Annotated in this window: 21 protein-coding genes; 7 read left to right on the top strand and 14 right to left on the bottom strand. The window is 41.7% G+C overall.

The genetic code is table 11. The features are described from left to right. Positions 1-1,443: 1,443 nt before the first annotated feature. On the bottom strand, positions 1,444-1,731 hold the full coding sequence (locus IEE83_RS08920) for a hypothetical protein (protein ID WP_194120245.1): 288 nt from the start codon (positions 1,729-1,731) through the stop codon (positions 1,444-1,446). 251 nt (positions 1,732-1,982) lie between these two features. Next, positions 1,983-4,406: an ABC transporter permease gene (locus IEE83_RS08915; protein ID WP_194120244.1), complete on the bottom strand. Its 2,424-nt coding sequence runs from the start codon at positions 4,404-4,406 to the stop codon at positions 1,983-1,985. Positions 4,407-4,852: 446 nt separating this feature from the next. Here IEE83_RS08915 and IEE83_RS08910 point away from each other — a divergent pair, with 446 nt between their 5' ends. Genes IEE83_RS08910 through IEE83_RS08900 form a run of 3 tightly spaced genes read left to right on the top strand, consistent with a single transcriptional unit; the run spans position 4,853 to position 6,389 of the window. Then, a complete protein-coding gene (locus tag IEE83_RS08910) occupies positions 4,853-5,071 on the top strand; it encodes a helix-turn-helix domain-containing protein (protein ID WP_194120243.1) in 219 nt (72 codons plus the stop codon). Next, positions 5,071-5,400 (top strand): HipA N-terminal domain-containing protein, encoded by a 330-nt coding sequence (locus tag IEE83_RS08905; RefSeq protein ID WP_194120242.1) that lies wholly within the window; start codon positions 5,071-5,073, stop codon positions 5,398-5,400. Before IEE83_RS08910 ends, IEE83_RS08905 begins: the two co-directional genes overlap by 1 nt. Then, complete coding sequence (locus IEE83_RS08900) at positions 5,397-6,389, top strand: type II toxin-antitoxin system HipA family toxin (protein ID WP_194120241.1); 993 nt, start codon at positions 5,397-5,399, stop codon at positions 6,387-6,389. The genes IEE83_RS08905 and IEE83_RS08900 overlap by 4 nt, the downstream gene beginning before the upstream one ends. Before the next feature lie 1,064 nt (positions 6,390-7,453). Here the strand turns inward: IEE83_RS08900 and IEE83_RS08895 are convergent. Genes IEE83_RS08895 through IEE83_RS08880 form a run of 4 tightly spaced genes read right to left on the bottom strand, consistent with a single transcriptional unit; the run spans position 7,454 to position 14,560 of the window. Beyond that, positions 7,454-8,998 (bottom strand): alkaline phosphatase family protein, encoded by a 1,545-nt coding sequence (locus IEE83_RS08895; protein WP_194120240.1) that lies wholly within the window; start codon positions 8,996-8,998, stop codon positions 7,454-7,456. Between the two features lie 37 nt (positions 8,999-9,035). After that, positions 9,036-9,896 carry a glycerophosphodiester phosphodiesterase gene (locus IEE83_RS08890; RefSeq protein WP_194120239.1) on the bottom strand — a complete coding sequence of 287 codons (861 nt, stop codon included), beginning with the start codon at positions 9,894-9,896 and terminating at the stop codon, positions 9,036-9,038. An 18-nt stretch (positions 9,897-9,914) separates the two neighbouring features. Beyond that, complete coding sequence (locus IEE83_RS08885) at positions 9,915-11,393, bottom strand: SusD/RagB family nutrient-binding outer membrane lipoprotein (protein WP_194120238.1); 1,479 nt, start codon at positions 11,391-11,393, stop codon at positions 9,915-9,917. Positions 11,394-11,404: 11 nt separating this feature from the next. Beyond that, the gene (locus IEE83_RS08880; protein ID WP_194120237.1) at positions 11,405-14,560 is read right to left on the bottom strand and encodes a SusC/RagA family TonB-linked outer membrane protein; all 3,156 of its coding nucleotides are present in this window, start codon (positions 14,558-14,560) and stop codon (positions 11,405-11,407) included. A 630-nt stretch (positions 14,561-15,190) separates the two neighbouring features. Here IEE83_RS08880 and IEE83_RS08875 point away from each other — a divergent pair. Continuing rightward, positions 15,191-15,538: a DEAD/DEAH box helicase family protein gene (locus IEE83_RS08875; protein ID WP_194120236.1), complete on the top strand. Its 348-nt coding sequence runs from the start codon at positions 15,191-15,193 to the stop codon at positions 15,536-15,538. A gap of 389 nt (positions 15,539-15,927) precedes the next feature. On the opposite strand, the gene IEE83_RS08870 is transcribed toward IEE83_RS08875, so the two are convergent. Next, a complete protein-coding gene (locus IEE83_RS08870; RefSeq protein ID WP_194120235.1) occupies positions 15,928-16,095 on the bottom strand; it encodes a hypothetical protein in 168 nt (55 codons plus the stop codon). 263 nt (positions 16,096-16,358) lie between these two features. On the opposite strand from IEE83_RS08870, the gene IEE83_RS08865 reads away from it, so the two are divergent. Further along, positions 16,359-17,450, top strand: a complete 1,092-nt coding sequence (locus tag IEE83_RS08865; protein ID WP_194120234.1) for an NAD(P)-binding domain-containing protein — start codon at positions 16,359-16,361, stop codon at positions 17,448-17,450. A gap of 233 nt (positions 17,451-17,683) precedes the next feature. Here IEE83_RS08865 and IEE83_RS08860 read toward each other — a convergent pair whose 3' ends face one another. The 5 genes from IEE83_RS08860 to IEE83_RS08840 form a co-directional block, all read right to left on the bottom strand. Continuing rightward, a complete protein-coding gene (locus tag IEE83_RS08860; RefSeq protein ID WP_194120233.1) occupies positions 17,684-20,104 on the bottom strand; it encodes a GAF domain-containing protein in 2,421 nt (806 codons plus the stop codon). Positions 20,105-20,263: 159 nt separating this feature from the next. Beyond that, positions 20,264-20,611 (bottom strand): LytR/AlgR family response regulator transcription factor, encoded by a 348-nt coding sequence (locus IEE83_RS08855; RefSeq protein ID WP_194120232.1) that lies wholly within the window; start codon positions 20,609-20,611, stop codon positions 20,264-20,266. Continuing rightward, complete coding sequence (locus tag IEE83_RS08850) at positions 20,608-21,633, bottom strand: sensor histidine kinase (protein ID WP_194120231.1); 1,026 nt, start codon at positions 21,631-21,633, stop codon at positions 20,608-20,610. Before IEE83_RS08850 ends, IEE83_RS08855 begins: the two co-directional genes overlap by 4 nt. 176 nt (positions 21,634-21,809) lie before the next feature. Further along, positions 21,810-22,496, bottom strand: coding sequence for a DUF4397 domain-containing protein (locus tag IEE83_RS08845; RefSeq protein WP_194120230.1), 687 nt, complete (start codon positions 22,494-22,496; stop codon positions 21,810-21,812). 102 nt (positions 22,497-22,598) lie between these two features. After that, entirely contained in the window at positions 22,599-23,045 is a 447-nt protein-coding gene (locus IEE83_RS08840; protein WP_194120229.1) for a DUF2141 domain-containing protein, read from the bottom strand. 376 nt (positions 23,046-23,421) lie between these two features. Here IEE83_RS08840 and IEE83_RS08835 point away from each other — a divergent pair, with 376 nt between their 5' ends. After that, on the top strand, positions 23,422-24,420 hold the full coding sequence (locus IEE83_RS08835; RefSeq protein ID WP_194120228.1) for a lipid A deacylase LpxR family protein: 999 nt from the start codon (positions 23,422-23,424) through the stop codon (positions 24,418-24,420). A 127-nt stretch (positions 24,421-24,547) separates the two neighbouring features. After that, entirely contained in the window at positions 24,548-24,973 is a 426-nt protein-coding gene (locus IEE83_RS08830) for an ester cyclase (RefSeq protein ID WP_194120227.1), read from the top strand. A gap of 67 nt (positions 24,974-25,040) precedes the next feature. Here the strand turns inward: IEE83_RS08830 and IEE83_RS08825 are convergent, their stop codons facing one another. Both IEE83_RS08825 and IEE83_RS08820 read right to left on the bottom strand, forming a co-directional pair. After that, positions 25,041-25,808 carry a LytR/AlgR family response regulator transcription factor gene (locus IEE83_RS08825; RefSeq protein WP_194120226.1) on the bottom strand — a complete coding sequence of 256 codons (768 nt, stop codon included), beginning with the start codon at positions 25,806-25,808 and terminating at the stop codon, positions 25,041-25,043. After that, complete coding sequence (locus IEE83_RS08820; protein WP_194120225.1) at positions 25,783-26,829, bottom strand: sensor histidine kinase; 1,047 nt, start codon at positions 26,827-26,829, stop codon at positions 25,783-25,785. Before IEE83_RS08820 ends, IEE83_RS08825 begins: the two co-directional genes overlap by 26 nt. Between the last annotated feature and the right edge of the window lie 48 nt (positions 26,830-26,877).

The following is a 26,877-nucleotide window of genomic DNA, read 5'->3' as shown; positions in this document are numbered from 1 at the left end:
AGGTTTTTTATCTGGATTATTAGTGATCCAACTGAGATCGAACCTCATAAAAATCCTAGAAGCATTACCCCTACTATTTAGTTATGTAAATATATCAAAGCACAAATAATTTAGAAATGCTCTGTAAATCATCTAAAATTGTTTGACATCTGTTCGGGTCCGGGTAGCTGCCGATTTAATGGAATCCGTACCGATTGGATGAATATCCAGTTGTCTTCAATCCTACCTAGTTAAGCCTTAAAAAGTAATCAAGTAGGTGTCGCTCGGCCCTTATTGTCTTTGAAGCCAAGTTGGTATTTAAATGCGGCTTTATGCGAGTTTCCCGACAATGCAATGCTAGCACCAGATTGTAACTTTGCAGTGTCACAGCATCCGCGAGAAGCAGCGACTGCTTAGCGGTGGTTGCGCGGGACCGGTCCCATTCACATTCAACTGACTTGAAATTAAATGCCACTCATTGATCTTATAACTTAATTCGTAGCCCAGCTACACGCTCCGCTGCCTCGACCGCCTGCCACTTCATCAACCAGGGCAGAAAGCATTTGGGGTGTTGTCTGACAAACTTTTCTTAGAAAACCTTCCCTCGTTTTTAGGAGGTTTTTTTAGGCTATTATCAACTTTGTCCACTTACCGTTTTCTTTTCTTTTGTAAAGCACTAAATTTGAACATCAGGTATCGAAACCTGATGTGAGAAATATTGCAAAAGAGTACTGGAAATTCCGGTGCTCTTTTCTGTTTACTTGTCACATCTATGGCTTGACAAACTTAGGGTCTGGCTATTGAATTTGTAGGGCTTACCATACAAAAGTATAGAGTTAGTGTTTTAAACAACACCGAAAATTTCGGTGCTTTTTTTATAATTACCTTCTGAATATGAGACACTTGACAAATGCAATCTGGCATTTTACATTTGGATCCGTTTTCTTACTGGCAATAACGTCAAGCTTAAATGGCGCTGGAATTTCCGGCGCCATTTTTGTGTCCAACTTATTAAACGGTCTTGACAAAAAATATTTAGAGTTTTTAATTTTATGCGCTTATGTTTCAAATTACGCACAAAAGTGATAAATGGCACCGGAAGGTCTGGTGCCATTTATTTTTTAAATTAAACATTGGCAGATACACCGGTTCGACAGTGAAGATCAATACGCCTGTTGCACTCACCTGGTCAGTAAGTGGGGAAATGATTTGAGGAATTAAGGGCAGATTCGTGACCAATCCATCAATGCTATTTTCAAAGTGATATTTGACCGATCAATGGCATTAGTCCGTCGAATATCTTGCATAGGGAGCGTCATAACGTCAAGCAGTTATAACCCAAATTGATCAAGGACAAGCGCAATCAGAGGCAGACTTGAAGTATTAAAAATCAGTAGTTAACAAGTAATTTTAATTAACCGATACCCTCAGTCAGTTGCAGTTGCATCTAATGCCTAAAATCACTCAGTCACCTTGACCAAGTTTAATCGCTTTTATGGTAACGGGAGCGCCGTTAAAGACAAAATAAATGCTCTTTAAGCCAAACGCTGCATGATTGGCAACATTCAAAACCATTTTATCACTGTATTTACCTGAAAACCTTCCTAAAAAAATTCCATTTACAGCATTGGCACGTACTTCAATCTTGCCGGAATGAAGCATATTCCCATTCTGGTCCGGTACACTAAGGATTTCGATTTTTTTAATGTTTGTCAGATCGATTCTTTCAATTTTAAAAAAGCCCCGATTCATTAATCAACGCACTAGTATTGTCATCGCTAAATCTTACTTTATGCGTCTGATCCGCCTGAGACACCGGCAAAAGCGGATTTCGCAGTATAACAGTGATAGGCTCCAACTTCTTAAAATAGTTCGTAATTCAAAAAATCTCAATAACGACAGTTTAAACGAACCTATCATTAGAAAATATCTGTGTTAAACCAGTGTATAATAAATCTAAAATTCACAATTCTAATGAGGGAAACATAAGTAAAACTTCAAACCTATTCGCTACGTAAGTTCTTGACGGGATTCGTCAGCGCCGCTTTGACACTTTGAAAACTTACGGTTAGTAGGGCAATTCCAATTGCCAGTACACCAGCAACCAAAAATGTCCATAACTCGATGTCAGTTTTATATGCAAAGTCCTGTAACCACCAGGTCATAGCGTACCAACCAAGGGGCGAAGCTAATAGAATAGCCAGACCCACCGGCCTGAGAATATCCCTTGACAATAGCATGGCGACGCTGACAACGCTGGCGCCCAGCACTTTTCGAATACCAATTTCCTTTGTGCGATTTTTAGCTGTGAACATCGCCAAACCCAAAAGACCTAAACAGGCAATACTAATTGCTACCAGCGCAAACCAACTAAACAGATCAGCTATCCGTTCATCGGATTCGTACTGCCTTTGAAAATGATCATCCAGGTAAAAAAATTCAAATGCATTGCCGGGAAATGCTTCCTGATAGTCTTCTTGAATCATTGCTATTGATTTCCCCATATGATTGCTTCGCAATGCAATCGTCAGAAAGCTACTATTCCAGGGTATATGCTGAAAAATAATGGGACGATTTGCCGCTTTCAGGGATTGCTGATGGAAGTCATTGACGACTCCGACAATTTTCTTAGGTATCACGTTGCCAATTTCCTGATTAATTGCCTGTTCAGCGGATGCAAAGCCAAAAGCCTTTAAAGCACTTTTGTTAACAATAACCGATTCGTTATCAAGCACTAAATCCTTACTGAAATTTCGTCCCGCCACCAGCCTAATATTATAGGTCGGTATAAAATCTTCATCGACAGCCAGTATACTGCATAGTTTAAATTCGGCGGCAGGCTGATGGAACCGTTGCCATTCTACTGTCCAGAAAATTTCCTGTCCCGGAACTTCGGAGGAAGCAGTTACCTGGCGTACACCGGTATGAGATAACATCCGGTCCTTAAAAAAGCGAATGTCATTGGTAAAGCTGTCTGTTCGTAATATTTTGGGGGCTTTGACAATAAGCTGCTGGTTGATGTTCATCCCCAAATCCTGCTGCTGCATGAAAGTAAGCTGCTGATTAATGACAAGTGTGGCAATAATTAGGAAAATCGAAGCTGTAAACTGAAACACTACCAAGGATTTACGGAACGATTCGCCACCAGTTTGCTTTGGCAGATACCCTTTTAAAATTGCAATCGGTTTAAACGAGGAAAGAACAAAAGCAGGGTAAAATGCGGGAAGAAAAAACCCGAGAAAAATAACGGTTAAGGATACGATCCAAAATAAGGAATTCAGAAGCATGGAAAAGCCATTGGTAGTCCGAATCCAATCAGAAAAGATTACCAATGCGAGTAAAAAAACACCAATTCCGATGAATACTGATAACAAGTTAAAACCCAGAGACTCAACAAAGAATTGCTGAATCAATTGCCGTTTTTCACAGCCCAGTGATTTGCGTAGACCTACCTCCTTAGCCCGTTCGATACCTCTGGCCATAGATAGGTTTATATAATTTAGCCAGCCTATGGCTAAAATCAGAAAAGCAACCAGAATAAGCACATAAACGATACCAATTTTTCCGTTTGGTTCTATTTCTGATGCTGTTTGAGAGTAAAGGTGAATGGAACGAAGGGGTTGTAAAACGAACGTTTGTCTGACCTTATACTTCTTCAGCTGTTTACCAATATGTTTTTCGATTATACCAGACAGCCTACTCTCCAATGCTTTTGGCAAGGTACCTGGTTTAAGTAGAACATAGGTATAGAAATTGGTCCAGTACCAGCCTCCATTGGCAAACTGTTGATTTTTAAGCAGATTCTGGATGGCAAAAACAAAATCGAAATGGATATGACTGTTCACTGGAATATCAGCAAACACCCCTTCCACGATGTAGTCTCCTCCCTGCCAATCTGAACTTAACGAAAGCGTTTTGCCAACCGGATTTTGCCGGCCAAAATACTTCTGGGCCATTGTTTCTGAAATTACAACGGATTCAGGCCGACGCAGCACCTGATTAGCAGCACCTTGAAGCAACGGGAATGAAAATACATCGAATAAAGAAGAGTCGGCATAATATGCCTTTTTCTCGTGGTGGCTGACCAGTTCTCCCGATGGTTTCCGGTAACTGATCATACCATCTGCCCGGTGCAGCCGAACGAAATTTTCAACCTCAGGAAAGGTTTCTTTTATGGCCGGAGCTTCGGCATGGTAGCTAATTACACTGCTGTTGGTCAGAACGCCCTGTTTATAATCATCGAGTCGAATCCGATAAATGTTATCTGCACTGGTATGAAACTGATCGTAGCTAAACTCAGAGAATACATATTGAGTAATCAAGAGAAAAGCAGCTATACTAACAGCCAACCCAAAAATCATAATGAACGAAATTGCCTTGTTCTTCAACATATTACGCCAGGCAACTTTAATGTAATTTTGTATCATAGCAACATGATTTTAACCAGACAATAAGCTTGTGTTCTATCTAAATCACAAAAACTTAAATATACAACTTATTAATTAGTTAATAAACTAATTAATAAGTTGACTTAAATGTTGCTACATAGTTACCAAATTAAAAATTTACATTTTTTGCTTTTAAAAATCTGTACTTTGACCTTCAAAGACACCTTGTGCATCGTTCCTTAAAAAGCTTGCAGTAGTTTAATTACGGCTCATCTATCAACGGAGATGAGTTCTTTACTAAGCAGTGAAGCCCTATTCCGACAAGGAGCTCAAATTAAAAAGGGAATTATAATACCCTTTTAATAGCAGTTTCATGAAATAAAAGTATTTTTCCGCTATTTCGGAATTTTATTGCCGCTTTTGTTGTATTAGCTACTAATATAATATATATTTTACATAAAGCGGCAGTTTAATTCCCATTATTTATGGATACAGAAGCGCAGCAAAAAGAGACTATTGGAAGGATTATTCAAAAAAGACGTAAATCCAGACATATCATCCAGGGAGACTTGGCCGATATTGCCGGAATTTCGCCCAGAACCCTGCGTAACATAGAAAAAGGCTTGGCCAATCCTGAACTTGAAACCCTCATGCGCATTTGTAATGTTCTTGGAATGGTCATTAAATTAGAAATAGTTAAGTGATGGGAAGAAAGGCCGAAATCTACAATAACGCAGTACTGGCTGGCATTCTTGAGAGAACAGACTCTCAGCAATATGTTTTTACATATGACAACGCCTACTTCGAGGATTCTAGCCAATTCGCTATTAGTCTATCGCTACCAAAAACACATCAACAATATTATTCTGATGTTCTCTTTCCTTTCTTCTACGGATTGCTTTCCGAAGGGGTCAACAAACAGACTCAATGCCGCCTGCTACGTATCGATGAAAATGACCATTTTGGTCTTTTATTAGCAACTGCAAAATCAGATACAATAGGATCAATAACCGTTAACGAAATTTTATCATGAATTGCTCTGGATGTTTTAAAGAGGTAGCCGTGGAGGGGTACTGTAAAAAGTGCCTTAAAGAATTATTTGACGGCGAGAAGGTGAGTCACATCCTGCCATTCCATTCTCCTTACACGGAAGATTCAGAACTTTTCAACGATTTGACCAAAAAAATGTCGATCTCAGGAGTTCAGGTGAAATACTCAATGAAACTGGAAAAAACCCAACTGGTTCTCACGGACACAGGGGGGCAATTTTTGCTGAAGCCTATTCCAATAGGTCAGTTTAAAAATATGGATCAAGCCCCTGCCAACGAGCATTTGACGATGCAACTAGCAAGGCAACTTTTCAGGATCGCAGTCCCGCCCAATGCGATGATTTATTTCAGAGATCGAACACCAGCTTACCTGGTAAAAAGATTTGACGTTAAGCAGGACGGCAGCAAGTTCCAACAAGAAGACTTCGCACAAATTGCCCAAGTTACAGAGATTACACATGGAAGAAATTTCAAATATGATCTTTCCTATGAAGAAATAGGCGCATTAATGAAAATCCACGTTTCATTATATCCGGTAGAAATTGAAAAATTCTTCAGATTGATACTGTTCAACTATATCTTTTCAAACGGTGATGCACACGTCAAGAATTTTTCTGTTATTCAAATTGAAACAGGTGACTACGTTTTAACACCGGCCTACGATTTGCTTTGCACCCGCATACATTCGCCCAGTGAGTCAGACATGGCGCTCATGCTTTTGAAAGATCGCTTTTCGGACGCCTATGATGCCCAGGGCTTTTATACTTATAATGACTTTTTACAGTTTGGGAAGGTATTAGGAATCAAAGAGAGCCGGATTATTAAAATTATTTCGGAGTTTAACCAAAAAGAAGAAAAAATCGATTTCCTAATTGATAGTTCTTATTTAAACGAACGAATAAAGGATGAATACAAATCATATTATAAAGACAAAATTAAACGAATTAATATGGAATGGCCGCGAAGATCATGATATCGTAAAAACCCGCGCGTGGGAAAATAAGATTGGAGGCGGCGCGCAAATCAAATCCTGGCACAGTTCATCATACCCTCCCCAATCCTTCTACCAAAGACAATTAAAAATTAGGCTTAAAATGCGGATCCCATAAATCATAGTACAATTAAACGTGTGTCACAACGAAGCAAACGGTACCATAGGTGTAATAGGCAACACTATATCTGATAGTTGAGCTTTTTAGGAATTACTCAGAAAGTGAATTTGAAAAGGGGCCGGGAGATTTTTAGCCCCTTTTCGTTTTGCGTCGTTTGTGAGTTTTTGTCTTTACTGTTTATATTATTTTAATAAACAGATAACTGTATCTGAAACATCTGACCTAATAATTTGAAATTAGGCTTAATAATTCCTATTTAGCACACTAATAATCAATTTCTTAGCCGTCTCCATCTCCACAGGTTTACTTATAGCAGCAAAAAGGGTCAGACTTTCAAGCGTTACATTGCTTATGATTGTACCCCCAGATTTTGTTTTCTGAATATCATTGTTTTCTAAAAAAAGTAAAAGCAAGCAGCTGCAATTCTCTTATTCCCATCAGCAAAGGATGGTTCTTGTGTTGGGATGCCCTTCGAATACAATTTTTAATGATCGTAATCGTCAAGCAACCCATGACCTTTGGCGAATTGGTCGAGCAATTTCAGACCTGCATAGCCCATTTCAATTGGCCAGCCTAATATCCAGATTCCATCCCTCAATTAAGTATTGTATTGAACTTTCATCCTAAAAAACATTGCACCAGCAATTATACGCTTGTATATACGCAATATTGACGTTTTGGATTTTGCAGGTATTGTCAGAATGAGCGCTCTGATTTATCCAGGCCAGATTCGGCCACTGACAATGTTATATCCAAAAGCCTAAAAAACTGTCTCTTGATAAGCTCGTACCGTATCATTCCTTCGTTTGATTATTTGCTTTATAAAGGGTGTCTGCTACATTAGGTTCTTGCAATTTGCACCACTATAAAAGGTTTTTCACCTGACTTATAAAGAAGTTAGCTGAAAAACCTTTTATTCTACCAATCACTTATTAGTTCTCTCTACCTTACTGAAATTAAAATACCGGTACTGATCCATTGTAGACATACCAGCAGAAAGTTTGTAAGTACCCCAGGGATATTGCACTGTTGTTTCGATTTTATCCTGCTTAAACTTACCAGCAGGCTTTGCCGTTTTGGCTAAAAATTCTGTCATAATTCTTCCATCCATTTTTGATGGCACCGGCAGATTATATATTCCCAGCACGGTTGGCGTAATATCAATATTGGAAGTTGGCAATGCGCCGGTGTAACCCTTTTTGAAATCCGGGCCAAAAACCATTAAAGTTATATTGATTTCATAAGGACTTGATCCGCCATGACCTGCGACACCCATTGAAAAATCAGTTCCTGCATAACCTTTATCGTTACGTTCATCATTCCAGTTGTTTGCAACCAGAATATCGCCCGATCGTTTTGGATGGTTATAATGAATGGCTTCAAAGGATAGCGTTCCTTCCACCCAGCCCTGCATACTATCTTTTTTCTTAGGTTTGGTAAACACGGCACCGATCCACTCCTGTTTGTGAAGTGCTTCTACAATTTGTTTGATCTTGTCTTCATTATGGTCTTTCACATAAACTGCGCCTTCTGCTAAAACCACGTCGTCAGAGTCCTTATCTTTTTTCAAACCTTCTTTTATCAGAAATTCCCCCAGGCTTTGTTTGCCCTTGTGGGTTACAAATCCGTGATCGGTCGAAATAATGATATTGAAACTGCCAGTCAGATTTCTGGTTTTTAATGAGTCAAGTACCCGTCCAAACTGCTGGTCTACAAATGCCAGTGCCGAAACAGCCTGTGAAGAGCCAATTCCATATTTATGAGCAGAACCATCCGGATCAGAAAGCCAGGCAGCACTCACCAGCGGACCATCATTTTTTAAACCAAAACTGATCAGCGCATCAGTAACCCACTTATGTTTGGCAAAACCACCGTTTGCTGATTTTTCGGGAAGCTCACCAATGGCTGCTATAACTTCGGGTTTAAATGATTCGGGCAAAATTAAATCAGGATTGATTATCGCACCTTTGCCAACTTTATGATTTTGCAAAAAAGCCTGACCCGTAGTACCCGAGCTAAAAACCATCATTTTTTCACCAGCTGATTCGAGCACTTCCCCTAACGAAACTGCGGTCAGCAACTGATTGGATTCTGTGGCCTGCACTTTCATCAGATCTTCATAGGTGGTTCCGATGGCCTTTGAGCTGACCGCAGGAAAATATATCCCATTGCCCAGCAGACCATGCGTTCCAGGATAAGAACCTGTTGCGTATGAGGCTGAGTTAACCCGGGTCACGGTTGGGAAAACACTATGATGATGGGCGCCAACCGAAGATTTTTGTTTGAACGCAAATAAATTCGGCATAAGTTCGGCCGTGATGTAATCCGGCCTTAAACCATCAAAAAAGAAAATCAGCGTTTTGTTTTTGGCAGGTTTATTTGTCTGTCCATAGGCACCTGAAAACACCAGGTTTGCTGCAATAAATATGAAGCAAAAATTTACCGATAACTTTAAAAAATATTTCTTCATTTCGGATCAATTTCTTCTAAAAGTAATCATTTAATTATTAATTCTTGTATACCGGTTTCAGGGTTTTGATACCCAGCTTTTGAGTTTCCGGCAGCAAAGCACCCACATTGTTTACCAAAATAAAATCTACGCCTTGCTTATACAAATCGGCAAGCTCCTGAGCCTTTTCAGCATAGAAAAAATTAATTTTGACATGATTATCTTTCAGCGATTTCATCAAAACACTCCTGTCTTCCCCGGCCTCCGGACGCAGAAGCTGGATAAACTCGGCTTTCATTTTAATGGTCGCCTCAACATATTTAGCAGTATTTTTCCGGTAGCTATTTTCACCGTTACAGATCATTACTTCCGGAACCTGCATTTTTGCCGCTTTGCCAGCTTTTTCAGAACAGGTCAGAAATGCCTGATGCAGCCTTCCTGATTTTTTAAGCATCGCAGCTGCGGCTTTTCCAACCGCCTGATCTCCTTTCAAATGACAGTTAAGCCAGACATTCTCAGGCAGCACCGCCAATGCCTCTTCAAAGGTAGGAATTAGTGTCCCTTTAAATTTCTCAGACTTTTTTACACCGGCATCAAGTGAACGTAGATAATTATACGTCAAATCCGCAACATTTCCGGTCCCCGTGGTGGTGCGGTCAACATTATCGTCGTGCATAAGTACCATCACACTGTCTTTGGTGAGCTGAATGTCAAACTCAATCATTTGGGCACCCAGTCTTGCAGCCTCCTGTAAAGAAGGTAATGTATTTTCAGGATGCGTGTCCATGCAACCACGGTGTGCACATAGCCCGCGCTCCGGCATTTTTACTTTTGAGTGCTGGGCCTGAACATTTGACAACAACACTAAATTCAAGGTTAATAAACCTACAATCCAGCAAGCTTTTATCGTTATTTTCATTTGATCAACTTTTAAAAATTATTTATCCCACCAAACTTTAATATCACTGTTATCACCACCCATAGAAGTCACTGCGGTTTTCAACGCCTCCGGATTAAGCGACTGCAGATAAGTTGGATAAGGCACACGGGACGGAAATTTATTTTCTGCCGGAATCCCTGCGCCACGAGGCAAAACCGGATATCCGGTTCTTCTCTTTTCAAACCACGACTGGTAGTCGACAAAGAAATAAGCGTAGTATTTTTGCAGCATGATCTGTTCAAGCTGATTTTCTGCCGGGGCATTTGCGTCATAGAGAACGCCCGGCTGTTTTGTAAAACCGGAAGGCATACTTGCTCCCCATTGGATCATGGATGCCGAGATACCCGTTTCATAATGTTTCTCAGGCGTTGATCCGGTCGTAAATCCTTTCAGCGCAAGCTCTGCTTTGATAAATTCAACCTCTGCCAAAGTCATCATCACACCCAGCTGCGGTAATGTCTTCAAACCATCCGAATAACTTGAATTACTGCCCACCGGATATTCCAGCGTTGTTGGGTAACCGCTCTCAATTCCCTGGTAAACGTTTTCAGTTCCGGAGTTCACCTGCGTGGCCCACACCGCTCTTCTGGGATCATTGATCTGATTCATTTTGCCGATGAAGAATTTGGTAAAATAATTACCATCGCGCCAGTCTACCTGACGGGCATTGTAGAATGGATTGAAAAAGGGAAAGGTGCCTGGATATCTGAAAATCGCCTCATCGCTGTTTGCAGTAAAAACAGGATTTGCAGCCGGATCCGCAAGAATTGCTGTGATCTGTTCTTTTGCGTTCACCTCACCATCCCTTTTTAAAACCCGCATCAATAACCGTAAGCGCAACGAATTACAAAACTTTTTCCATTTTAAAATACCCGGGTTTTTCCCGCCTGAAAGCGCATTTGCACTGTATAACATGTCACCTGCATAGGTCAGTGCTTTGGTATCATCCAGCAGGCTGTTGGCCGTCTGGAGATCTTTCAGGATTTGAATATAAATATCCTTCTGTTTGTCAAACGTAGGTTTGAAATTTCCTTCAAGCGCCTTGGTCGCCTGTGAATAAGGCACATCCCCATACAGATCCGTCAGAATAGAATAACTCCAGCTTTTGTAGATCAGAGAAATGGCTTTGTAGTTGTTCTCATTCAACCTATCTGCAATGACATAAATATCCTGAATGTCACTTAAATAGGTATAAAAATTTGTCCATACGCCAGTTCCTGGGTTTACCAGATACCGGTGCAACCCACCTCCGCCGGCACTTGCGCGTGGCGCATCGACCTGCATCAGCTCATGCGTAAAATTACGGCTTGCGTTAACAGTGCTGTTAATGATTTTATATTGAAGCTGCCCCAGCATAACGCCCGGAGTAATTTCCTTTGGACGGTTTGGATCTGTATTGAGCTCCTCAAAACCATCGTTACATGCCATTAGCAGCCCTGCCAAAAGCAAAATTGGAATATATATCTTTTTGAACATTTCTATGATAGTTAAAATTTAAGGGTAAGGTTCATACCCATCGTTCTTGTCGATGGAAACTGGGCAAGTTCAACGCCTGGCGTGAGTGTCCCGTTGTTCAGATTTCCGCCCTCGGGATCAAATCCTGGAAATTTGGTGAAGTTGAAAAGGTCTCTTCCAAAAAGCGCCAGGCTGGTCTGGCGTACGCCAATCCTGTTAAGCAATGCCGCAGGCAAATTAAATTCAACCCGGGCTTCTCTGATTTTCAGGAATGAAGCGTCAAAAATATTGGTTTCTGCATTGGCAATCTGGTAGTAATTGTCGTAGTATGAGCTGGCAGCGACTTTCACGGTGTTAGGAGTAAAACTTCCATCAGGCTGTTTTACGACACCCTGACCAACAATTCCGTCTTCCCGGCCCGGCAGGGTAACTTTTGTTTTCCCAAGTGTATTATTTTTATGGTTGGTCTGAGAAAACATACTGCCACCTTTCTGGCCGTCAAGCAGAATACTGACACGTATATTTTTGATCGTAAACTCATTGGAAATACTCGCCTTCCAATCTGCAAAGGCATTTCCCCATTTTTTAGTAGTCGGGTCCAGTGCTGCCGGCAATCCTACCGACGAGTAAATGATCTGTCCATCAGCAGCGCGCTGGAAACCGCGTCCATACATATCGCCCATCAAACCACCCACCCGGGCTTCAACTGAAACGTTGGAATCATGTGCATATATTACCTGATTGGTGATTCCGGAAGCAAGTTCCCGGACAAAACTTCTGTTTCTTGACCAAAGCAGTGTGGTGTTCCAGCTGAAATTCTTTTTTGTGACAGGTTTACCAGTCAGTTTTACTTCAACACCACGACTATTGATAAGTCCAGCATTGATCAGCGCATTGGCATATCCCGAAACCGGATCAAGCGGAATGGCAAGAATCTGGTTACGGCTGTTGTTGTTGTAGTAAGCCACGTCCAGTCCTACCAGATTTTTCAACAAACGCAGATCAAGACCGAATTCATAACTTGCTGTGATTTCAGGCTTTAAATCTGCATTAAAAAGTGTGGACGAATTCGTGAAACTATTGCCATATACCCTGTCATAATAACGGGCAGTCTGGTAAGGCCGTGTATCATTTCCAACCTGTGCCCATGAAGCCCTCACTTTGGCAAAGGAAACCGCGGCTGGAAGCTTGAAGATTTCATTCAATAAAAAACTGGAACTTAACGATGGGTAAAAGAAGGAATTATTCCCGTAAGGCAGCGTACTCGACCAGTCGTTACGGCCAGTTACATCCAGAAATATCTTTTCATCATAAGAAAACTGCGTGGCGGCATACATACTGTTGATCGCTTTTTTCGTTTTCAAAGGGTCTGCCACAGCCTGATCCAAACTGTTGGATATCTGGTAGATACCCGGCTGCGCAAGCTGATCGGCATAAAGTCCTGCAAAGTCATAGGACTGGCGCATCGCATTGGCTCCTACCGAAGCAGTGACATCAATCAGACCGGCTATTTTGTCTTTGTAATTTAAAAGAAAATCCGTGTTGGATTCATAATTGAACACATTTTGTTCGCGGTACATCCCTCTTGGATAACGCGTCATGCTGAAAGGACGCTGCTGAGAGCGGAACTCATAGGCCATATCCAGACCGGTACGCACAAGAAAATCCCATTTGCTTGAAATTTCATAGGCGGCCGAAATATTTCCAATCACACCATGTTTGTTCATTTTGTTAAGCATCTCATACATGCCCAGATAGGGATTGTCCGGCGTTGGATTAAAGGGATTTCTTTGCTGAATATTTTCCTTCCCTGCCACCCAGTAAGGTTTAAACCATTCTGGTTTTATATTCGGCGCTGTCCCCAAAATCAAAAAGTACATCAGCGACTGGTTGTTGTAACCAGCCATCGGAAGGTTATCGCTTTTCTTATTGGTATAGTTAACTTTCCCATTAATTTTCAGACGTTCTGAAATTTTTTGACTCAAAGAAAGTGCAACATTCAAACGCTCAAAACCCGTGTTAGGAATGATCCATTTGTTTTTCATATGCGTTAAAGACAGCCTTGCAGAGCCCTTTTCTGTTCCGCCTTCCAGCGAAACGCTGTTTGAAAATGTAGTTCCGGTCTGGAAAAAACCTGAGATGTAGTCTTTGTTGGCAACCCAAGGCGTGCGAACCGTAGGTTTTCCGTCCGGCGCGTCAGGGTTGTATTGAAAATAGGACTGACCGTCAAATTTCGGTCCCCATGCTCTTCCTGCTGCAACGGTTGTCGCCGTGTTAGGGCCATCTTCACTATCCAGGTAAGAAAAATATTTATTTGTCCGGCCTTCTCCGTATTCAAACTGGTAATCGGGGTAGCGGTTTATCTGTTCAATACTAAAATTTGAGTTAACTGTTACGCCGATTCCTTTGTCTTTACGGACACCTGACTTTGTTGTAATAATAATGGCACCACCAGCAGCGCGGCTTCCGTAAAGTGCTGTTGCCCCTGGCCCTTTCAGCACGGTAACCTTCTCAATATCATCCGGATTGATATCAGACAAACTTGATCCGTAATCCACCGGGCTGTCTGCTGAAAGATGGGAATTAAATCCTGTTCCTGTAATTTTGCTGCTCACCGGCACACCATCAACCACGATCAGAGCCTGGTTATTGTCCAGATTAAGAGAAGATTCACCGCGCAAAGTGATACGCGCAGATCCCATCGGCCCCGCACCTGCACCCTGGATATTTAGGCCCGCTACTTTCCCGGAAAGTGTGTTGACCCAGTTATTGGATTTTGCATCTTTCACCGCATTTTCATTGATTGTCTGAGCAGCAAAGCCCAGCGATTTTTCTTCTCTCTTGATACCAAGCGCAGTCACCACAACCTCGTTTAACATTTTGGTATCTTCAAGCAAAACGATGTTAATAACGCTTTGTTTTCCGATCATTTTTTCCTGGGAAATAAAGCCGATTGCAGAGAAAATAACAGCTTGACCCGGTGAAGGTGCGTCCAGTGCATACCTGCCCTGAGCATCTGTTGTAGTTCCGGAGCTGGTTCCTTTGATCAATACATTTACCCCCGGAATGGGGTCTCCGGACTGAGCGGTTACGCTACCGGAAATACGGATCAGTTGACCATTTGAAACGAAGGGCACAAATAGGCCCAACAGCAAGGCAAAAAATGCCGGCAGTAGTCGTTTTTTCATATTTATGAGTGGTTCTTTAAAACAGCACCAGTAAGGGCTGTTATGCAACAGGTTGTTTGATAGGCAAAGGTAGCCGCTCAGTAAAAAGGTGGTATTACCTGTGGGTTAAGGAATTATTATATTGGTGTGAGTAGCCGGTTGGTTCTCTTGGGAATATTAACTGCGCGTTAAGTACTGTCAACGCTGCCAGAATACACGAATAGTACTTTTTTAAAGTTTGACCTTGGTAAAATATAATTTTGGAGGTTTGCTAAATGACAACCGTGGCGTTTTTTGCTCTATTTTTTAGCTTAAAAACACTATTTTCAAAACATACCAATAAGAAATTAAAATGGGTTCACGTTAGGTTCCCACCTAAAATCTATTGTGACGCTGATAACGCCCGTCCAACGCTGTACGTTTGCAGGCCAACACCGGTTGAGCGTAACAGTGCAGAAAATTCTAAACCTAAAGCTGCTGGAAAGGTGATAGAATATTGTAGAAATTATCTAAGTTTTCGAAAAGAACGGAGTCCAAGTATCCAAGCGGAATATTAATAAATCATTGCCTTTTTTTAAGGCGTTAGGAATGTCCTTCTTTTAAATTCATATTTATTTCAAAAAGTGAAATATACTTACCCAAATGAGCAGTATGTCAAGCTATGGCTTCGAAGTCCAAGTAAATGGCGAACAGTTGTGCAGAGCAGGAATTGATTCCGGTCGCCACGTCGTTACGTGCATACTCGATGCACTGCGCCGGCTAAACGAACCGGATGAACTACGTCTTTCAGTCTCCGGACTTAATTCGGTTACGGATGAATATCCTGAGTGGGTAAATCAGAAATTGAAGGATGGGGACACTATTACAATCAAAGTAATAACCCAAGATTTTGAAACCCCGCACAGGATACGGCCAGCCATTTCAAAAGAGAAGATGCTCGAAAACAAGTTACAATATTATTATCAATTAAGGGAGGAATTGAAAGGACATCTAGGGTGAAATCGTGGATTAGGCGAAGGGTTACCGATAGATTTCAATACATTCCAGATTAGAAAAACAGGCCGCAGATCCGGTAAGCGAGAAAGATTTATAATCTCAGCTTCTAATCAGATTCTCAGATATAACACCATTTAGATTGGACAGCGGTAGCCGTTTGATTACATGTCAGTACTTCTAATTTCAAGAACAAATCATTGTGATTAAAATTTATTAGATTAAAAAGATTATTGCAAATGGCAGTTACTTGGAATTGCACATTAAAGCCCTCCAGAAATGAACCATAATCAAAAAGTAATATTTTTGTCAACAAAAAATTAATTGTGACCTTATGCCTTTGGGCTGCGGTGGCCTCCTGCAGCGGCCTTAGCAATAGATCCGATCATCACGCATTATGCGGAAGTAAAAGATCCAAGTCCTGACACGGTCTTCTCAATCTCCAATGAGAAATTGTGAGTCCTGGCTGTAATAACATTGCAGGAAACACCATCAGATACAGATCTGGCTTCATTTTCCAGCGGAATATCTTTTTTATATAAGTGCCAATTTTTTCTTCCCATGAAAATCCTTCTGGAATCAGCATCAGCGGGCTTGTGGGTGATTCGCTGCTTATAAAGTAACAGCCCTACAACAAGCTAATCTGAGGTAATGTCAGCATTGGAGTCACTTTTCAATAAAGATAAAACCACCGTTTTTAAACGCCACAAACCCTGCGAAGGTCAAAGTCAAACTACTTTATATTGTCAAGTAGGCAAAATATATGCGCATTCATTGCTGGATATTAGCTTTGTCATCAGAACAGCTCAGAGAAAAGGAAGTATAAATGCCAGATAAAATCCGATACAAGACAAAGATTGCAGTCATAGGTGCTGGTCAGGCCGGCCTATCCGCAGCTTATCACTTAAAGAAATTGGGGCTAGCAATAGGACCTGATTTCATCATCCTTGATGCCGCGCCTTCCGCAGGCGGCGCTTGGCAATACCGTTGGCCCTCGCTAACGCTGAGCACCGTAAACAAAGTACATGATCTTCCGGGTATGTCTTTTGAGGAAACCCTCGAGAAAGCCGATAAGACCGTGCAGGCCAGCATTGCTGAACCACATTATTATGAGCTATACGAGCAAAAATTTGGCATTGAGGTCTACCGCCCAGTGAAAGTAGAAAATGTTTACCTGCGCAACGACCGGTTTTATATAGACACTTCCGAAACGCTATTTTCTGCAATGGGAATCATCAACGCAACCGGAACCTGGGAAAATCCTTATATTCCAAGCTACCCCGGAGCTGATCTGTTTCATGGCGAACAGTTACATACGAAGGATTTCAAAACTGCGGATTACTTCAAGGGCAAGCATGTTGTGGTGGTGGGCGCGGGTATATCTGCTATCCAACTGCTCGACCAGATTTCAAAAGTGACCACAACGACCTGGGTGACCCGCCGCCCACCCGTGTTTAGAGAACTTCCTTTCGACGAAGCCGCTGGTCATAACGCTGTGAGTTTAGTAGATGAAAGGGTAAGAAATGGTTTGCCGCCATTATCGGTCGTTTCCGTTACAGGACTTCCCCTTTCACCAGAAGTCATAGACATGAAAAAGAGAGGCGTAATTAACCGCTTTCCCATGTTCAGCGAAATCACAAGGGACGGAGTAAAATGGGAAGATGGCAGAGAGCAAAAGGCCGATATAATTCTATGGAACACCGGTTTTAAAGGAGCGCTGCAGCATTTGGATGCGGTTTTACCCAGAGAGCAGAGCGGTGGGATTATAATGGCTGGCAGATTAGCGACCATGGTTGCAAAAGAGCCACGCATCCATTTGCCCGGATACGGCCCGTCGGCTTCCACTATTGGAGCAAACCGCGCGGGATCAGTTGCGGTGCGGGAGCTGATGACTACGTTAGGTTTGGCTGTAAAATAGCAGTCAATGTTCCGCAGTGGATTTTTCACGGTGAGATTGATGACATAATCAACCCATGGCCGGATAGAAGCGTGATTAAAGCATCACGCTGGAGCGCTGCAAAAAAAATAGGAAGTACGCGGGCTTATAACATAATATTACGGAGAATGTATTTGCTGAGCTGGATTTGCTCCATGGTTATTTTCAATTAAAAAATAAGGTTTAGTAACAGGCCGACACCTGAGCGGATCCTGTCAATTTTGCCGATTAGCCGGATTCACCCCTACCCGTAGCGCTTTAAGACCTGAAACACCTTGAAGCTCCTCGAGCACTAAAAATTCTAGATCTTCTGCAAGAATATTTTGCGCCTGCAAAAATCGGATATAATCCAGATGATCCCTGACCGAGTTTTCCTGAAAGTAAACAAGTGCGATTTTCCCCGGTTGCGTCAGGCGCTCGCCAGTACCGCTGATATGAACTTTATCAATCCGCTTTTTGATAACCTGATACCGAATGTTATAAGCACCTTCAACGTCAAAACGTCTTTCATCGTCCCGGAAGCTAATATCTATCGTTCCCGAATTGACGAAAATGAGCTGGGTTGTATGAAGTTGTACCGGCATAAATGGCAATAACTCTCTTGTCAATTTAATGATTGAAGCCATGGAGCTGATCTGCCAGATCCTGATGTTCTTGAGATAAACAGAACTAAATTTTTTGTCCGGATCTATGGACTGACCCGTATAAATGTCATATTCGACGCCGTCCGTCCTGAATTTTTCGAAATAGACCGGATACAGGGGCTGAACTTGAGTTTGGAACTGATCCAGCGCATCGTTAATGGTCGAATTGATCATATTCATTGATTCCTCCAAATCCCGCCGGTTTGCAAAGGCCGTGCCTGTGTCGGGGTCAATCGTCTCAAAATAACGCTGGATAGACAAACTTACGTGGCGCTGCTTTGGAGATATGTTATCTTTTGTTTTTGACTTCTCCTCACTTCCCAGCAGAAAGTGATGTAAAAAAGGATGAAGATCAGCTTCCAGAAATTCGGCAACCTTCATCTCATCCAGCTTCCCGCTTTCATTTGTGATTTCTGATAAAATATTCTGGCATTTATAGGCCATTTCCTGGCCCAATAACAAATTAATTTCCTGCGAAATAGTTTTTAAAAGATCAACGATCGAGGCAAACTGGAATTTTAAATCCTTTCTTAACGAATCGTTCCTCAGCAAAGTAGAATCCCGAATATCAACAGCCCCATAGACCGGATAGACATTCTTGAATACTATTTTCCCAATGGCCGCGGGTCTCTCCTGACTGTTATCGCGGATAAAATGCCAGGCCGCTTCGCGAAATTTCCACTGAACAGACTGTTGGATCGACGTGAATTTTTCCTGTATTACGGTTTCTATATTCTTATTAAAATGATCTATGGCATTCTGGAAAAATTTTGAGATCAACGGTTTTGCCAGGTTTATTTGTGATAACGCCTTTTCATCTGGCACTAGCTCCTGAGTTGAATAAATTTCAAATAAACCAACCACTTCTAAACCGTTGTAAACCGGCTGCATCGAGTAAAAGTGTATTCCTGCACTTTTAATCGCATCAACAAATCGGGTCAGCTGCTCATCTGTCGGGCTCCCTGTTGAAAATATCGCTTCGGGGTATTGTTCAAAATGTGTTGCAAACAACAAGTAGATATCAGTCAGATAATCTTCGGGCAAATCAACCGATACCAGTTTGCTGTGAAAAATAGTTTTCCGGTCCACAGTAAGCTTATTGTTCACGCGAAGCTGCGGGATAAAACCAAATTCAAGTCCGGGATTTGCACCAATAGTTCTGAGTGAGTCTGTCAAATGCCGAAAAAAAGTTTCATAATACAATGTATCAACTTGATCCACCTTATCCATCTTAATCGAAATATCCTTTATTTGTTCAAGTGCGTATTCAAGGGTGACATCGGTCAAAGTAATGATGGAAATTCCCTCAAAACGAAACTGGTTTACAGGAAGCAGCTTAAAAAGCTGCCTGAAATCGCCATTTCCTACCAAAAGCTCTTTCACTGTCTGCTCATTTATTTCCGGAAGTGTTCCCGCAGCAAAAACATCCGTAAAACGATGATCGATATTGATTCGAAAGTACTGCGGCAGCCGCGTTTTATACTCCGTGATACTGATTATCAGGGGCCGGTAAGCCTGTGTATAAATTCCGTACAACCGCTCAAGAATCAGTGCATACATGGGAAGCACCTTATCGTACTCCGACAATCCCGCCGAATCTTTGGTTATCATCTCACTTCTCAGCTCTTCTGTTTCAGGATCCAACACCATCTGATAAAATCTGTCTGTCCCATAAAACATAACCGGACTCAGCGGCTGTCCAATAGCCCAAAAAATACTCTCCTCCTGCTCAAGATTTGGACTCAAAAGCTGAAAAACTACGTCCAGCTGATCCAAATATTCGGAAGCCTGCTCTATCGTCTCTACTTCTGAAAAGCCTTTCTGTGATGTCAATATTTCAAGGGCATTTTCAAGAAAAGTCAGCCTTGGCCCATGCTCAGCCCGAACCGCTTCTTGTACAAAACCAATAAATTTCCGAAAGCTCACTGAGCTTGACAACACGTTTATATCGGTACCGGAAGCTTTTGTCAGATCCAGAATAATGGCTTTCATTTTAAATCTTAATCAAAAGGGAAAGTTATTTTGTTCAAAGATGTATTATTTTGAAATAAAAAAATACATCTTTCTTAGCATTAGAAGTTCTCTTTATTAACATTCCATTAGGTCTTTTTTTCGGACAGCTTTTCCCATTTGTTATTTATAAGACTTAATTCACATATATTTAGTTAAAACCCGCAGAAGCATTTGGCAAGTGAATGGTTTAAGAATATAGTCAACCTGACTTCCCGGAAAAGGATTGAAAGCCTGCTCGTCATAAGCAGTACAAAAAATGACCGGCACAGCCGCCTTTAAGGTTGCCAGGATGTCAAAACATTTGCCATCACCCAATTGAATATCGCTCAGAATCAGGTCGGGAAGCGTGGCAGTTTTAAAATAGGCGATTCCATCACTGACACTATGAATCTGCGAAATACAAACCGATGCCCCGACAAGCTTTCTGATATTTCTTTCAAGCTCGTCTGCCAGAAGCCTCTCATCCTCTATGATCACAATATTCATTCAGACAATAATTTTAAACTTACTGAAAATTTATTTTCTGTCATTTCAATAATCACCTCACTTCCCGACATAAGCTTATAACGCTGTGAAAGGTTGGCCAGCCCGCTGTTGGTCGAATCTGTTTTTATCAATTTCTTCTGCAGATTATTTGATACCACAATCCATTCCTTTTGCTGCTCTACCAGCACATGAAGCGGTGCATGTTCAGTCAGCTCGTTATGCTTGATGGCGTTTTCCAACAAGGGCTGAAGAGAAAACGAAGGCAGGTAATAATGCTGCAGACTTTGCTCGGGCAAATCAATTACACAGAAAAGCGCAGCGCCAAATCTTATTTTCTGCATTTGCAGATAGTCTTCAAAAATCATCAGCTCCTGATCGAGTCTTAATATACTGGCAGCGCGGTTGAAGATAGAGGCACGAAGAAAGCCCGCCAGATGAACCAGATAAGTATCTCCCGAATCCAAATTCTTATTGTAGAGCACCTTGACTGTATTAAGGGCATTGAAAAGAAAGTGCGGATGAATCTGCTGTTTCAGCAGCAGGTTCGCAGCCTCGGTGTGTGCTGCCTTAAGTTCAGTCAGTTCCAGATCCAATTGCATCTTCTGGGAATGCATCAATATGGTGTCATGAAGCACCAAAACAACCGAGTTAATAACAATGCTGCCTGCTGCAAACACCGCCATCAATGTCCAGTCATCGTATATCCAAGGCTTTGTAGAAAATAGAGAAATGGTTGCCGGCCAGACTATGAGATATATGACTGCGCTTGCCAAATAGGTAGATAAAAAACGGAAGCGTTTGAACTTACCCGGATTTATGTCTTTTTGCTTTGATAGAATGACCATAACTTTCACGTGAACAAATCCTATCAATGCGATGGTAAATGCGGTCAGCACCGTGTACAAAACGGCTTCCCTATATCTTTTTTCATGCAGCAGAATCAGACAGGCAATTCCACTCATTAACAGCGCAAGCATCCAGCTCAGACGGTTCAGGCTTTTTGACAGAACCTTATTTTTCATAGTATTTTGACTATATTTTTCTGATGAGCTCCTGATTGCCTTTCGAAAACAAGATCCCGCTTATTGAGAATATTAAATAGTTTTTACCAACTAAAAAATGTCTTCATAGTATCTAAAAGCCGAAGAAAAAGGGAGAAAAAGCAACAAATATACGCGGCATGTTCTCCCTTCATTTCCTAGTTGTGGATAACCTGGTGCACTTCAATATCTGAAGAATTTGAGCCTGTAAAGTAGATTGTGTAAATTTTACCAGCTTTCAGATCCGGAATCTGATAGTCCCCGATCTTACCTTTTTTGACAAAGTCATATACTTTGAAGGAAAAGGTCCCAGGCGTCACATTCAGGTATTTACTTTCAATATCGCGTGTCAGTGTATTAATCAGATCATCATCTGACGAGTTCTTAACCGTCAGCAGCGATGGCGCCTCGTTGCTGAAATGGATGAATTTAATTCTGGCCATTCCACTTGCGGGAGAAGAAAGATCATCCTCATATTGTTTGACACGTTCATCGCTACCTTCACCGGCCAGATAAATTGTGTAACTGTCCCCATCCGATAGATAAGCCCAGCCGGTAGCAGTCAAAGCCGAAGACGACACATTTTTAAACTCAGCCACCAGGTTCTTACCCGAATTGGTACTTATGTAGTCCGAAGCTTCGGTAAAATTAAGACCTTGGTTTACCAGCGCATTGTCGACCAAAAAAAAGCGCTGGGCAGCCGAGTTAGGTGATGCATTCACAACTTTAATTTTGGCCATACCCGAGGCGTCGACATCGTTTTCGTCACAAGACCACAGTAATACAGATAATAGGGAAAGACCGGCTAGGCCAAAAAGTCCGCGAAAAAGTGATTTAGTTTTCATAAAATAAATGATTGGGGTGATCAATTGATTGGTTTATTGATGTGTACTGACTAAGACACAAGATGCAGTGAGACTGCCGGGTAAGAAATTTATTACTTTGAACTACATGTATTTTACCCGGATAGCGAACTGATTGTCCTGATTTTTTAGCTGCATTTTGAAGTCATCAAAAGATGGTTTTTTTAGCTTTTCCATAAAGAAATTTGAAAACCCAAAACCTTCTCTGGGCATACGGACCATATTTTTATCCATTATGCCATTTCCGTTCTCATCATCTAACAGTGTTACGCCGTAGGTTCCGGCTTCCAGCGTGCAGTGGATCACCAACTTTCCTTTGTCGAGCCCTTTTTTGTCTACTTTAATTTGTTTATACGGCTGCTCTTTCTGATAGCTCTGTTCATCTTTAAAAACATTCAGCACGATCTGCCCTTTTTCCGAGCGGATATCGGAAATTGTCACCTGCGTGTTTTGCGTTTGAGCATTAGCGCCGTTTAACATGAAACAAAAGGCCATAAACAGGTTGATAAAAAAAACATTTCTCTTTTTCATACGATACATTTTTTAGAAGTTGAATTGATATTTACCAAACGAAGGTATGTGGCCAGTTTTAATGGTTTTCTTAAAAAGGCTCCCAAACGGGCATTTTTGAGCCGGAAATGACCATAGATTATCTGAATTTTGCCCCGAAAAGTCAATGATAATCTTAGCTAAATGTGCTGATTTGATTCCGAGAAAATCGCATCGAAAATTCACAAACCGAAATGTCCGGTTCATCCACAAAAATTTAAAGCGACAAGCCGAAAGGGTTGATATTTGATCGGATAATATTCTGATCAATTAAAAAAGCAATCCGCCGCCCAAAAGGATGCTGGACTAGGCATAATGCCAAAACAAAATAACAGTCGTACACCGACTGTAAGCCGCCATGAATAAAATAGCTTTTTACATTGCATTCTCATTGCTCTTTGTTTACACGAACCAGATTAGCGCCCAGCCAACAACCCCTACCCGACTACTGAGTATCTATGAGGACAACGACTATCTGAATCTTGCCGGAAAAGGTACAGACAGGGCATACACCAATGGCCTGAGAGTGGAGTTCTTTTATGAGACGAAAAAGCCTTTCCTCTTGCATTTGGATGACTGGCTGCCAAAGGCAGGAATCAACAGTATAGATACCTACGGATGGGCCTTAATGCAAATGATGTTTACACCCATGGATCTGTCCAATCCTAATTATCAGGCTGGAGACTACCCTTATAGTGGAATGCTACTGCTGACACATTCAATGATTTCTTACAATAAAACAAAAAGATATAATTTTCGAACCCAGATGCTGGCCGGCATACGTGGCCCCGCAGCACTTGCTGAGCAGTCCCAAATCCTGATACATCGCCTTACCGGTGATCAGAAACCAAAAGGTTGGCAAAACCAGTTAGATACTAAACTTTTATTAAATCTCAGCTTTACGGCAGAAAAGCAGCTGGCCAATATAAACACCCTGGCAGAAATTATCGCAGGGGCCAGCCTATCGGCCGGCACTGTTACCAATTCAGTAAGCGTTTATCCGCTAATCAGGCTAGGAAAGATGGCTCGCTACTTTAATGGGTTTTTCAGCCAGTACAGCGGCGGTTATGCAACAGGTAGGAAGCTGCAGTTTTATCTTTTTACCAAACCCATAATCAGCCTGGTCGCATCCAATGCGCTGATGCATGGCCAAATCGGGCGCTCACCAGGAACGCTTTGGAAAGACCATCCCCCTTTCACTGCACCTGGGAACCATTTTACTGCCGAACTTCAATATGGCTTTGTTTTTGTTATAGGGAAAACCAGCCTTTCTTACACACAAAAACCAACGACCGCTTACAGCAGGGGAATGTACAGTCATAATACGGGAAACATTTCCCTTCGCATAAGCTGGTGATGTTTTGCTGGCTAAAATTCCGGCTCCTAGATGATTTTGCCCGCTTCACGGTCCTTTTGCTTTGGAATGAGGTCTACAAGTTTCAAATTTGTTGTAAACCCAGGCTTTGGGATCAAATATCAAAAGAATGTCAAGGGAGCCTGCCCATGAAAAAGAATTAGGTATGAAAAAAGAAACGGATCTTAATAAGGCCTGTGTTACAGACTTTATAGACCAAGTATGGAACCAACGATCGTTTGAAAATCTCTCAAACCTGATCACAGATAATTTTGTAGACCATTCACAGCCCTATACGTGTGTAAAAAACGTAGAGGGGCTTGTTCTTTACATGACGCATCTGGAAAAATACATGAATCATTATTCGATAATTAAAGAAATTACCTGTGTTGGTGAGCTGGTCATCGCCCGGATAACGATGCAAACAAGCCTGGCGGACGGATCAGAAAAAGCGCACAAGCTTGAGACTTTTGATCTGTTAAGAACGTTCCGCGTCATCAATTCCCAAATTGCAGAACACTGGGAAATCATTTTAGACTTTCAACAAGATAGTTGAATGACAATCCGCTCTAACAAGCGTGCCTGGTAGTACCCTTGACAAATGTAAATCATGCACTTTAAATTTATCCCGTTTTTGACAACCATTCCAAAAATTGGGGTGCTTTCGCCTTACTGACGATTACTTTGTCTTTCAATGGCAACGTCAGATTCAAGAGCAGTTTTCTGGAAAAAAAGCTGGATGCGTCCACAACGGCACTTCTTGAAATCAAAAACTGCCGGTTAGCCCTGAAAAAATAACTACCGGCGATACGTTCAAGTTCATCGAGCGGCTTATTGGGATAATATGTTTTCCCATCGTGTGTGACTAATTTGGTAACTTCTCCCTCCAAAAAAAACAAGGCAATCTGCTCCATGCTGACCGGAATGATCTTATCCTGGTGGTAAACAATGACCGACGCCGCTTTGGCAGAAGGCCTGTCGGTAAGCATCTGCATCATCTGATGATACTGCTGACTTTGATCGGTCAAAAAAACCTGCTTCAATTGACTATACTTATTTAATGCCTGCTGAAGCATTGCACCGGTAAAGGGCTTGAGAATGTAATCGATCCCGTTGACCTTGAATGCTTCCAGCGCATACTCGTCATAAGCCGTGCAAAATATCGTGGGAACCGGTTTACTTAAAGCCGCTAAAATCTCAAAACTAAGCCCGTCTCCCAGCTGGATATCACTGATGATCAGATCCGGTGGCAGCGATGAATTAAAGTGGGCTATCCCATCACTGACGCTGTGAATCTGGGTAATGACAGCGGCAGGCCCCATCAGTTTTCTGATATTTTTTTCAAGGTCATCTGCGACCAGTCTCTCATCTTCTATGATTACTATGTTCATCAGATAATAATTTTATACTCACTGAAAATTGGTTTTCTTTTTCTTCAATATCAACCTGATCGCCCGACAAAAGTCGGTAACGTTCGGCAAGGTTTGCAAGTCCGCTGTTGGTAGAATCTGTTTTAATGGATTTTCGCTGCAGGTTATTTGCGATGACAATCCGGTCGTTGTGCTGGGCGATGGTTACAAAAAGCGGACACTGCTCAGTAAGCTCATTGTGTTTGATGGCGTTTTCCAGCAAAGGCTGAAGTGAAAAAGATGGCAGATAAAAGTTGGTAAGACTTTGCTCCGGCAAATTGATCTTGCATTGTAACCCAGCGCCAAACCTTATCTTTTGCATCTGCAGGTAATCATCCAAAATCACCAGCTCCTGGTCAAGCCTTGCAACCTTGGCTGTGTGGGTATAAACTGAGGCCCGAAGAAACCGGGCCAGATGTACCAGATAAGTATCACCGGATTCCAGGTCCGTATGATAGAGTGCTTTAACCGTATTGAGTGCATTAAAAAGAAAATGGGGATGAATCTGCTGTTTTAAAAGCAGATTGGCCGCTTCTGCATGGCTGGCCTGCAACCTTGAAAATTCCATGTCAGCATGCACCTTTACAGTATATAAAAGTACCGTATTATGAAGCATAAGCAGCAGCGCATTCAAAAGCAAACTTCCTGAAATGAATGTAACAACCAGCAGCGAGTCGTAATATACCCAAATTCCGTGTGTAAATTTATAAATGACAACCGGCCAGATGACCAGGTATACAAAAGCACTTCCCAAAAAGGAAAAAAGGTAGCGGTAGAGCTTAAACCGGTAAGAATTCAGTTCATATTTTTTGACCAGAACTACCAATAGATAAATATTGAAATAAGCAATGGATGTAACTGTAAAAGCGGTCATCCCCGTATAGAGCATAATCTGATCCCCCCTTTTATCATGCAGCTGGATCAGAAAAACAATCCCGCTCATCAGCAAAGCAACCATCCAACTCAAACGGCTCAGACTTTTTATCGGTATTTTTATATTCATCCTATCATTTGAATAATTTTAAACGGGATCACTCGCTGTACGGGCTCT

Source organism: Dyadobacter subterraneus, assembly GCF_015221875.1.
Taxonomy (GTDB): domain Bacteria; phylum Bacteroidota; class Bacteroidia; order Cytophagales; family Spirosomataceae; genus Dyadobacter; species Dyadobacter subterraneus.
Note: the sequence above shows the minus strand (reverse complement) of the source record. Positions and strands in the feature narration are given on the sequence as shown.